The 11,046-nt window shown below is 44.1% G+C and carries 4 protein-coding genes and 2 rRNA genes; 1 reads left to right on the forward strand and 5 read right to left on the reverse strand.

Annotated elements, in window-relative coordinates; all coding sequences use genetic code 11:
- Positions 1–45: 45 nt before the first annotated feature.
- Together sbnB and sbnA are read right to left on the reverse strand one after the other, a co-directional pair.
- Positions 46–1,059, reverse strand: coding sequence for a 2,3-diaminopropionate biosynthesis protein SbnB (gene sbnB, locus BET10_RS18375; protein WP_070987145.1), 1,014 nt, complete (start codon positions 1,057–1,059; stop codon positions 46–48).
- Positions 1,060–1,072: 13 nt separating this feature from the next.
- Positions 1,073–2,062, reverse strand: coding sequence for a 2,3-diaminopropionate biosynthesis protein SbnA (gene sbnA / locus BET10_RS18380; protein ID WP_070987146.1), 990 nt, complete (start codon positions 2,060–2,062; stop codon positions 1,073–1,075).
- A gap of 362 nt (positions 2,063–2,424) precedes the next feature.
- On the opposite strand from sbnA, the gene BET10_RS18385 reads away from it, so the two are divergent.
- Complete coding sequence (locus tag BET10_RS18385; protein WP_070987147.1) at positions 2,425–2,808, forward strand: hypothetical protein; 384 nt, start codon at positions 2,425–2,427, stop codon at positions 2,806–2,808.
- Between the two features lie 144 nt (positions 2,809–2,952).
- On the opposite strand, the gene BET10_RS18390 is transcribed toward BET10_RS18385, so the two are convergent.
- From BET10_RS18390 to BET10_RS18400, 3 genes are all read right to left on the reverse strand, one after another.
- Complete coding sequence (locus BET10_RS18390) at positions 2,953–8,712, reverse strand: M4 family metallopeptidase (protein ID WP_070987148.1); 5,760 nt, start codon at positions 8,710–8,712, stop codon at positions 2,953–2,955.
- A gap of 399 nt (positions 8,713–9,111) precedes the next feature.
- Positions 9,112–9,226 (reverse strand): 5S ribosomal RNA (gene rrf / locus BET10_RS18395).
- A 92-nt stretch (positions 9,227–9,318) separates the two neighbouring features.
- Positions 9,319–11,046 (reverse strand): 23S ribosomal RNA (locus BET10_RS18400); the annotation flags it as partial.

The following is an 11,046-nucleotide window of genomic DNA, read 5'->3' on the forward strand; positions in this document are numbered from 1 at the left end:
AAAAGTGGACATGCTATTTAGCATGTCCATGCGCTTCTTTAGCGTTTAAAATAGTGGTAATTTTGTACCCGCGTCTTTTGCCAACGCAGCTTGATAAAACCAACGCGCACACACAATGTCATCGATTGCCATGCCCATTGGGTTGAGAAGAATAATTTCATCATCATTTTCACGGCCAACCACTTCGCCAAGTACGATTTCACCCAACTCTGCATGCAGTGCATCACGACTAAATTTTCCTTCTTCAACAAGCTGGTTGATAACCTTCTTCTCACGGTTTGACTGGTCCCAATCATCAACGATAACTTTGTCTGCTTTTACGAACACTTCTTTTTCGATGTCCATGATCGAGATGTTCGAAACAAAACAGCCCTTCTTAAGCCATGCGTATGGAATATAAGGCGCATCTGAAACAGTACAAGTTACTAATACATCTGCTTGCTCAACAGCCCCTTGCGCGCTTGGGTGAATAACAAACTCAACTGCTGGGTAGTCACCGGCAAATTGACTGATCAATCGATCCGCCGCTGTTGCTGATAAGTCATATAAATGAATGGTTTTGATAGATTGATATTGCTCAAGCAATGTTTGCACCTGCATCTGCGCTATCGGACCACAACCAATGATAGAAACATCACTGAAGTCCTTTTTAGCCAGATACTTGGTCGCAACTCCTGTGATAGCTGCAGTGCGCATCGCGCTGATCAAGCTTGCTTCCATGATAGCCACAGGGTAGTTAGTTTGAGCATCATTTAGGATGATCACTGCACTGGCACGTGGCATATCAAATTTACTCGGATTGTGTTGGCGAGAGCCTATCCACTTAATACCAGCAATTGGGTTTTCACCACCCAAATAACAAGGCATTGCAATGATACGGTCTGCGATGTGTGGCGCATCTGGCCATCTTAAATAAGGCTTAAGTGGCTGAACAAATTGTTGTTTTGCGTGTAAGCTAAGACCCTCTTCAATTGCTTGAATAAAGGCATCACTGTGATCTGCGCCCAACTTCTTAAGGTCGGTTTGACTTAAATAGCGTAGTTCAGTTTGTACTGTCATTGATAATTCCTTACTAGACGATTTGTTCTAATTGCGTAATTGAATTTGAAAGGTGGCGTTGCTTAACCATGTCGAACCAATCCTGGTCGTAAACTAAATCCAGATAACGGTCGCCACGATCAGCAAACAGGGTTAACACAACGCTGTGTTTAGGGATTGTAGGAAGCAGCTTTTTAATCGCTGCAATTGCAGAGCCACTCGAGCCTCCAGCAAAAATGCTTTCTTTTTTAACAAGCTCTCGGCAGGCTGATGCGGACTCATAGTCGTCCACATAAATCACTTCATCAACCTCTGTTGGGTCTAACAGCTCTGGTACTCTGCTTGCACCAATACCGGGTAATTCTCTTGGGCCAGAGGTTCCGCCAAATAGCACCGAGCCAGTAATGTCTACGGCGATAACTTTAAGGTTCTTATTTGCCTCTTTTAAGCGACGCGCTACCCCCATCAAAGTGCCAGAGGTACTCGCTCCGACGACCAAATAGTCGACTTTTACTTCAAGGTCATTAAGAATTTCTTCAGCTTCCCCAAAATAATGGCTACGCCAGTTATCTGGATTCGCATATTGATTGATCCATACACTGTTGGGTGTTTGCGCAACTAAGCGTTGTACCGTGTCGATACGAGTTTGCAGATAACCATTGTTTTGGTCCTTTTCAGTAACCTGAACGATGTTTGCACCATATATCTCTAGTAGCTTCAAATTAGTTGGTGAGATTTTAGGATCAACGACCGCCGTAAAAGGAAGTGCATGTTGTTGACAAATCATCGCAAGCGCAATGGCCAAATTTCCCGATGAGCTTTCGATGATATGACTGTAAGGTGTGATGTCTCCTCGCTTAATCCCCTGCTCTACCATGAACTTAGCAGGGCGATCTTTAATACTACCTCCAGGGTTAAGCATTTCTAGCTTTGCTAAAACGGTATGCTCTTGATACGGAAACATTTTGTTTAAACGTACCGTTGGTGTATTGCCTACACAAGATAGGATACTGTCGTAAATCATTGTCCTTTGCCTCCACATTCGTTATGGAGCGCTAATTTACACTAAATGCAAATAAGATCAATTACCATTTGCATTTTTAATTGAAATTACAACTTTAGTATCAAAGACTATTTGCTTACACAGAAAAAAACATCGTTACAACACCATAGCCGTACACACTCAGCTCCTTGTAATCGCAAAAAGATAACAGCAAAAAAATAGCAATGAGCGTACTTTCAGTGTGTATTGATGTGGACGACAAAGAGCGTGAGACCTTGCAATTTATCCCTGATTTCTCAATTCACATACCATATCTTAAATTCCCTATTAAACTCATTAAGTGACGAGTGAACTTAGTAGCCGTTCCTTATTGAGGATTAACAATGTCAAAAATGATTCTTGGGCTGTTGGTTGGCGGGTTTGTGGGTATTATTCTTGGCGCTTGGCTGGGCTATACATTGAATATTGGCCGAGACCGACGAATTGAATTTAACGAAGCAATAGAACCGATTCGCAAAGCTTTGATGCGGGGAGAATACATTAACGAGCAAGACATCAGTATACTGGTTGCTAAGCTCGGAAGAGACAGTAAAGCCGTACTCAATACCTATAGAAAAGTTTATCAACCAAAAATGAATATGTCCGACGCTATCCTCAGAAAAGACATCTACGGCAGACTAACCTGTACACGCGAAGAGTACGAACACGCGATGAAATTAAAAAAGGATGCCATGACCAGTTTGTTGGTCAAATGTAAGCATCGTTAATCGACACCTCACTTGAAACCTAGCGTCAAATTATTACTTTTAGTACAATAAAAAAGCATTGAGTCCATATGTACTCAATGCTTTTATGATATTTAAGTATTGCATCTGCTAGAGGGTAACAATCCCCCTAAACAGCCACTTATTTTACCCTCTAAACCTTACGCTCTGCGCCTGTCTTAGCACGGATAAACAAAGTAGTAAGAATATTAATATACTTAAGCTACCTCCCGATCCGCCATCATCAGTGCCAGAGTTGCTGCTGCCACCCGTGCCGTCTCCATCAAGTGGCTTTTCAGCTTTTACTGTTATGGTTACTGCTTGCTGACTGGACGCAATACCATCACTTACAACAACTTTGAAGGCTAACTCCGACTGTTCCTCTACTGTTGGAGCAACAAACGTCAGGGTGTTACTAGTGGCATTTTCTATATTGACTTTGATGCCACTGGTTTGTGTCCATTGATAAGACAAAGTATCACCATCTAAATCGCTTGCCTGTGCAGAGATTGTGAGCTTTTCACCACTTTGTGAACTGATATCCGTAATAGCATCAACCTGAGGAACTCTGTTGACGTTTTTTACTGAGATAGTAAACGGTGACTCAAACAACTCATGTCCATCATCAATAAATAGTGTGATAATCGCCTCAAAGTCTTGAGAGATCTCACCTACTTTAACGATTGCAACCCCGCTTACATCAGTTGGAGTTACTTCTAAGCTCGCGTGATCAGAGGTCCAGTTGTACGTTAAACTGTCTCCATCCGGGTCGACTGTTTGGCTCACATCTAATGTAATTTGCGAACGTTCATACATGGTATCCGGGTAATCAGCTATCACCAGCTCAGGTGCTTGGTTCGGTTTATCAATCGCAAGTTTCACAACGACTTCAATATTGCCAGACTCTTCACCGTCTAGGTCCATTTCACCACCATCATTGATGGCGATACCCAAGCAAGACTCACAACCGGACAAATCACTCTCAAGACTTACCATATCCACATCTTTCCACCCTGTGCGGGTAAGTGCTCTAGCACTAATCTCGTCGGTTGCGACAAGCGTGTTTTTGACTGGGACATATAGTACAGATGATGAACCTAAGTTTCCTACTTCAACGTTTACACTGACCATTTCACTGACCGTCTGATACTTTTCATCAATTACCTCAGCATCCCACTGTTTTGCTGCGACGTAATTAGCAATCACATCCTCAGACACAGAAACATCACTGGTCGAAAGCCCAGAATCTGCCAATTTAGCTGCTCCCGCTCTAAGTCGTTCTGTTACTTTGGTTGTTCTTGCATATGTGTTGTCGTTAAGTTTGGCCAAGGTCACATCAGGCTGATCATCTAGGTAATCAGGTATACCGTCACGATCACTGTCTTTAACCCCCTCTTCAAGGTCCGAGATACCATCATTGTCAGAGTCAGCTTGCGCATCCAGCTCAATTGCGTTGCCAAGTGGTAGAGAGTATTTCACCTGTCTTTCAAAACGGCCCTCTGCACTCATGTCTACTGCCAATGCAATTTCGTCACCCTCTATATTTTCAGGATTAAACCCTACTGTCGCGACATTAGCATTGTACTCAATGCTCTCAAGCGCGTGACGAGGAACTTCTGCAAACATAAAGCCATAGTCGCTATTGCTAGGAATGTTTGCCAGTGTGAAATCAATATAGATTAAGCCACCTTGCTTCTCGCCTAGCGTAATTGGCTCACCGTTTTGCCATGCGTTTATATCTACCTGTAATTTCGGCTCAGCTTCAGAGTAACTGAAAGCAGACACTGAGAATTGGTTAACATAAACCGCATCCGTATCTATAAACTCAACATAGACGAAATCTGCCCCCGTCAAAAACTGCTCACTAAGATATAACTTGCCGTTTTCTTTAACGTTGAAAGACTCAGAGTATCCATTGCTACTTGTCAATGTTAACGCAAACTCAGACGTTGGCCTGCCAATAAACGAGTAGTTAAGAAGCGCGTGAAAATTACTGTACACCACAACTTGCGGTTCAATACGCAACTCAGTCAACACATGTAGATTAAGCTGATAAGTGGCACTGTTACCTGCAGCATCCGTTAATTTTAACGATATTTGTTTAATGCCAGGACTAAAGTTTGCAGCTCCAACTACTTCAATCCCTGTTACCTCACTCACGGTGTCATGGACAATCCCGCTTTCATTAACTGCTAATAGAAAAGCAGCTTCATCTCGGCCCTTTAGTTGCAAGGAGTCTTTCACCAACACAGGCGCTGTCGTATCAACAATAAAAACAGTTTGAACAACCTCAGCTCGATTACCGACGAAGTCTTCTGCGACCCAAGTTAACTGATGCTCACCAAGCGGTAAAGCGTCGCTGTTTTGTAAATAGACAGTCGGCGCTCTGTGGCCATTATCTGTCGCTTCGGGTAACGATAGTACTGAGTCGATTGGAGTGAACTGGGCTGTCGCTTCAATTGTCACCGCGTCTATTACCCCAAATTCAGGTGCCGCATTTTCACCAACATCAGGGTTACTCGGTTCAATGTCTTCTACATCCAAAACGCCGTCACTATCACTGTCTTGGTTATTAGGCATAGCGTTAAGATTGAACTCTTCTAAATTCGTCAACCCATCCGAATCACTATCTATAGATGCATCTGTTGCATTTAACGGGTTAAGGCTATACGAAACTTCCCAACCATCAGGCATACCATCATTGTCCGTATCAGCATTATGAGGGTCTGTTGAATTGTTAAACTCTTCAAGGTTTGTTAAGCCATCTAGATCTGGGTCTGCTGACGCGTCCGTAGCATCATTTGGGTCTAGGTTGTGAGAGGTTTCCCATCTATCGGGCATGCCATCTTCGTCACTATCTTGCGAGTTATCAATTAAGCCAGAAATATTCAGGTTATCGATAAATACGGCATCTAGACCATTTGAAACACTTAGATCTTTATAGTATTCAAAGCGGATTGTGTAAGCACCCGCTTCGAGCGGTGACACAAAGCTCTGCCAATCATGTTCACCCGACAAACTCAGGGTTAACTGACCATTGAGGTAGACTCGAAGATAATCCCAATTCTGTTCGGTGCTCACTAAATAATCAAAGGAAAGTGTTCCTGCATCCGATTCAAATGAGTATTCCACATAGGTAGTTTGTGAGTCATCAATGTCATTATTACTGAGGCTGTAGTTCTCTTTACTTCGCGTAGTGGTTACAATCCATGGTTGATTTACATCCGATGAAGTAAAATCTTCGGGTAATACCCCATTTTCGAAATTAAATAGCGGTAACTGAGATTGAGCTGGTACAGACTCAGGGTTATTAGGCTCTGTACCATATAAAAACTCAGATAGATTGCTTGCACCATCGTTGTCTAAATCAAGGTTCTTATCAGAGTCAGATAGTGGGTTTAATCCATAAGAATGCTCCCAACCATCTGGCATAAAATCACCATCGGAATCGCTATTATCGGGGAACGTGCTTAGGTTTAATTCCTCAATATTAGTCAAGCCATCTTCATCAAGATCACCATTTGCGTCTGTCGCATCCATTGGGTCTAAACCGTAACGAATTTCCCATAGATCAGGCATACCATCTTCGTCACTATCGGAATTTGCACCAAATACTCGGATATTATCTATAAATACCGCATCTAATTCGGTCGATACGCTACCGTCTTTAGAGTATTCAAACCGTAGTCTGTGTATACCTGCATCGATATTTGTCTGGAAGTTCTGCCAATCCTGCTCCCCAGAGATACTCAGGACCTCAGAATCATTAATATATACTTTAAAGTAGTCGTAACCTTGCTCTGTATTTATCAAATAATCGAATGCCAGTATTCCCCCATCTGTTAATACCAGAATTTCAGCATGAGTTCTTTGTCCATCATCGATATCATTGTTCGTTAAACTGTATGTTCCTTTACTTTTAACATTGGTTATTTGCCAAGGATTCGCTGAGTCTGAAAACGATAATTCCTGTGGCAACTCACCATCTTCAAAATCAAGGTTTAAAGCGCTACTGATATCAGGGACTGAAGCACTGTTATTCGGTTCTGTGCCGAATATAAACTCGACTACATTACTAGCGCCATCGTTATCTAAGTCTAATGTTGCATCTGCTGACGAAGTCGGATCTAAACCATAGTTAACTTCCCAACCATCAGGCATTTGGTCTGAGTCTGAGTCCACATTGGTTGGGTTTGTTTGATGAGTATGATGCTCATCATAATCTGATAGACCATCCTCATCCGTATCGCTCAATGTCGGGTTAGTTTGTAACTCATACTCCGTTAAGTTATTTAACCCATCGTTATCAAGGTCAGACTGAGCATCATTGGGATCATTGGGACTTAACCCGTAAAGCAGCTCCCAGTTATCATCCATAAGATCATTGTCTGTATCAATGAACTTAATATTATTACATTCCACGCCCACATCAGCGAAAGCTTGGATAACATCTTGAACCGTGTAATTGAGGTCAATTGCTGAGTTGATAACACCACATGCCCCATCCTCGAAATTTGATGAAGCAACCCAATATTGCTGGTTTGCTCTGACCATCAAATCAAACGCCTTACGCACATCCCAGCCATTGGTGTTCGAAAGTAAATAAAATGCTCTGTTAAACACACCACTGCTGTAGTGAACGTCAATTCCTGCATAATATTGAGAAGCATGATCAATAGAAACGCCGTCTCTAGAGGGGGTCTCAAAATAACGCAGGCCATCGGTTGTTTTGGTCATGTCACCACCAGTTAGCCAATCATTACTCCCTCTTAAGTAATACTCAGCTGCTTCACCTGCAATATCAGAGAAAGCTTCATTAATACCACCCGATTGGTCCGCATATATCAGATCTGAATTTTGATTGGTGAAACCATGACTTACTTCGTGTGACACAATGTCTAGCGTCACCAATGGATGAAACCTGTTAGCACCATCACCAAAGGTCATCGCATAGCCATTCCATGTTGCATTTTCCCACCCATTACCTGAGTGAACACGCATCAACAACTTAAAAGTTAAAGGCGCTGTGTTATACCAATCGCGGTACATATCATAAACAGCAGTACCAAACGCATGAGCATCGTTCAGTGGTGAATAAGCACCATTTATTTCTTTATGGGTATTGTGACTACACGCAAATGAGAAAGCTTCACTAGGCTCGCTCCCTGATTCCATGGTAACCGTTTTGACTTTTTCATTCTCTAGATAACAAGTCTCGTCAACTTGTGTCACCACAAGTGCAGGAAAATCAGTTCCATATTCATAACGACCAATCTTTGTATTACCGCCCGGCCCAGTCGCTTCAGCACTGTGAACATTATTCCAATGCTTTACCAATGAGTAGTCTGACTCAAGCACTAATACGACAGGCTTGGAGTGCATCTGCTCGGTCAATACGTCTAACTCAACCATGCGTGCAAACTTTGCTTCACCTGACTGCACGACTACATATCGCTGATTCGAGCTAATTGTATATGGTGTTGATTTATCTAACTTTGCCCGCAGCAAAGCTATTTGAGCAGCTTTGTTGACATCGAATTTGAGGTTTTGTGATTTTTTTAATTCGACCTCATTCACACTTTGTACAAAAAAACCACTAATATGTCCGCCATTGCCTTGCACGCTCAATTGCTGTGCCCAAATCGGAGTCTGTCCATAATACTGCTGAAGTCGATATGGCTGATCTGCTCCTTTTGCCATCCGAGTAGCAGTCACTGGAGTGTGTATTCTTTTAAAGTTCAATACATTTTGACTACTATTCCCTTTACTCGCATAGTCATTCTGCGCGAGTAAAGCTTGTACCGTCTCGTAATTATGGCGGGTTACCAACTGAGACTCTTCAGCCAGAGTGCTTCCTGCAAATAGGGTAGCGGCTGCAACTACACCTAGATTTGGTTTCATCTTCATTAATGTTCCTATTATCCCAATATTAACCTTTCAATTGTCTCTAATTTAGGTGTAGGCCACAAGTAATTAATTGATTAAATTTGAGGCAAGCTGGGGTGCGGTGGTGCAAAGGGTTAACGACAGCGGACGCAGTGAGGGCGTTTCCTTTGCGCAAGTGGAGTGCAAAATTATGGACGAAGTCCGTGGCTTTTGCGCAAGGTGAATTAAGTGCAAAGGGTTAACGATAACGAACGCAGTGAGGACGTTTCCTTTGCGCAAGGTGAAGTGAGCGGTTTTATAGAATGCCGAGGGTTATAGAATGCCGAGGGATTCTCTTAAACGTCGGATGGCGCTACGCTTATCACGACCTACAGACCCAAAAAGCCCGACTCTTTCGAATCGGGCTTTCTATAATTAGGTGCTTGGCGATGTTCTACTTTCACATGGCAGCTGCCACACTATCATCGACGCTGTTTCGTTTCACTTCTGAGTTCGGCATGGAGTCAGGTGGTTCCAAAACGCTATGGTCACCAAGCAAATTTGGTTAAAATTCGGAAATTCTGATAATTCGTAAAACGCTACTTTAGTAACACTAACTTCTAGCGTGTAAAACCACTTTGGCGTTGTATGGTTAAGCCTCACGGGTAATTAGTACTGGTTAGCTTAATGTATCACTACACTTCCACACCCAGCCTATCAACGTTGTAGTCTTCAACGGCCCTTCAGTTAACTTAAAGTTAAAGTGAGAACTCATCTCGAGGCTCGCTTCCCGCTTAGATGCTTTCAGCGGTTATCGATTCCGAACGTAGCTACCGGGCAATGCAATTGGCATCACAACCCGAACACCAGCGGTTCGTCCACTCCGGTCCTCTCGTACTAGGAGCAGCCCCTCTCAATTCTCAAACGCCCACGGCAGATAGGGACCGAACTGTCTCACGACGTTCTAAACCCAGCTCGCGTACCACTTTAAATGGCGAACAGCCATACCCTTGGGACCGACTTCAGCCCCAGGATGTGATGAGCCGACATCGAGGTGCCAAACACCGCCGTCGATATGAACTCTTGGGCGGTATCAGCCTGTTATCCCCGGAGTACCTTTTATCCGTTGAGCGATGGCCCTTCCATTCAGAACCACCGGATCACTATGACCTACTTTCGTACCTGCTCGACGTGTCTGTCTCGCAGTTAAGCTGGCTTCTACCATTACACTAACCGTACGATGTCCGACCGTACTTAGCCAACCTTCGTGCTCCTCCGTTACTCTTTGGGAGGAGACCGCCCCAGTCAAACTACCCACCAGGCACTGTCCTCAACCCCGATTAGGGGCCTAAGTTAGAACATCAACACTACAAGGGTGGTATTTCAAGGACGGCTCCACACAAACTAGCGTCTGCGCTTCAAAGCCTCCCACCTATCCTACACATGTAGGGTCAATGTTCAGTGCCAAGCTGTAGTAAAGGTTCACGGGGTCTTTCCGTCTAGCCGCGGGTACACAGCATCTTCACTGCGATTTCAATTTCACTGAGTCTCGGGTGGAGACAGCGTGGCCATGGTTACACCATTCGTGCAGGTCGGAACTTACCCGACAAGGAATTTCGCTACCTTAGGACCGTTATAGTTACGGCCGCCGTTTACCGGGGCTTCGATCAAGAGCTTCGACCTAAGTCTAACCCCATCAATTAACCTTCCGGCACCGGGCAGGTGTCACACCGTATACGTCATCTTACGATTTTGCACAGTGCTGTGTTTTTAATAAACAGTCCCAGCCACCTGGTCACTGCGGCTGACTTCAGCTCCAAGCGCGAAGCTCTTCACCTAATGTCAGCGTACCTTCTCCCGAAGTTACGGTACAATTTTGCCTAGTTCCTTCACCCGAGTTCTCTCAAGCGCCTTAGTATTCTCTACCTGACCACCTGTGTCGGTTTGGGGTACGATTCGAAATAATCTGAAGCTTAGAGGCTTTTCCTGGAAGTAGGGCATCAGTAACTTCACATCCGTAGATGCTCGTCTCGTGTCTCAGCCTTAAGAACCCGGATTTTCCTAAGTTCTCAGCCTACACACTTTCACATGGACAACCAACGCCATGCTTACTTAGCCTGCTCCGTCCCCCCATCGCAATTATTCCAAGTACGGGAATATTAACCCGTTTCCCATCGACTACGCTCTTCAGCCTCGCCTTAGGGGTCGACTTACCCTACCCTGATTAACATGGGATAGGAACCCTTGGTCTTCCGGCGGAGGAGTTTTTCACTCCTCTTATCGTTACTCATGTCAGCATTCGCACTTCTGATACGTCCAGCATACCTCCCGGTACACCTTCAACCGCTTACAGAACGCTCCCCTACCCCGCGAATA

It is taken from the genome of Pseudoalteromonas amylolytica, assembly GCF_001854605.1.
Classification (GTDB): Bacteria; Pseudomonadota; Gammaproteobacteria; order Enterobacterales; family Alteromonadaceae; genus Pseudoalteromonas; species Pseudoalteromonas amylolytica.

Coding starts and splice junctions, on each gene's coding strand:
- sbnA (WP_070987146.1), bottom strand. CDS start 2,062: ATGATTTACGACAGTATCCTATCTTGTGTAGGCAATACACCAACGGTA.
- sbnB (WP_070987145.1), bottom strand. CDS start 1,059: ATGACAGTACAAACTGAACTACGCTATTTAAGTCAAACCGACCTTAAG.
- BET10_RS18385 (WP_070987147.1), top strand. CDS start 2,425: ATGTCAAAAATGATTCTTGGGCTGTTGGTTGGCGGGTTTGTGGGTATT.
- BET10_RS18390 (WP_070987148.1), bottom strand. CDS start 8,712: ATGAAGATGAAACCAAATCTAGGTGTAGTTGCAGCCGCTACCCTATTT.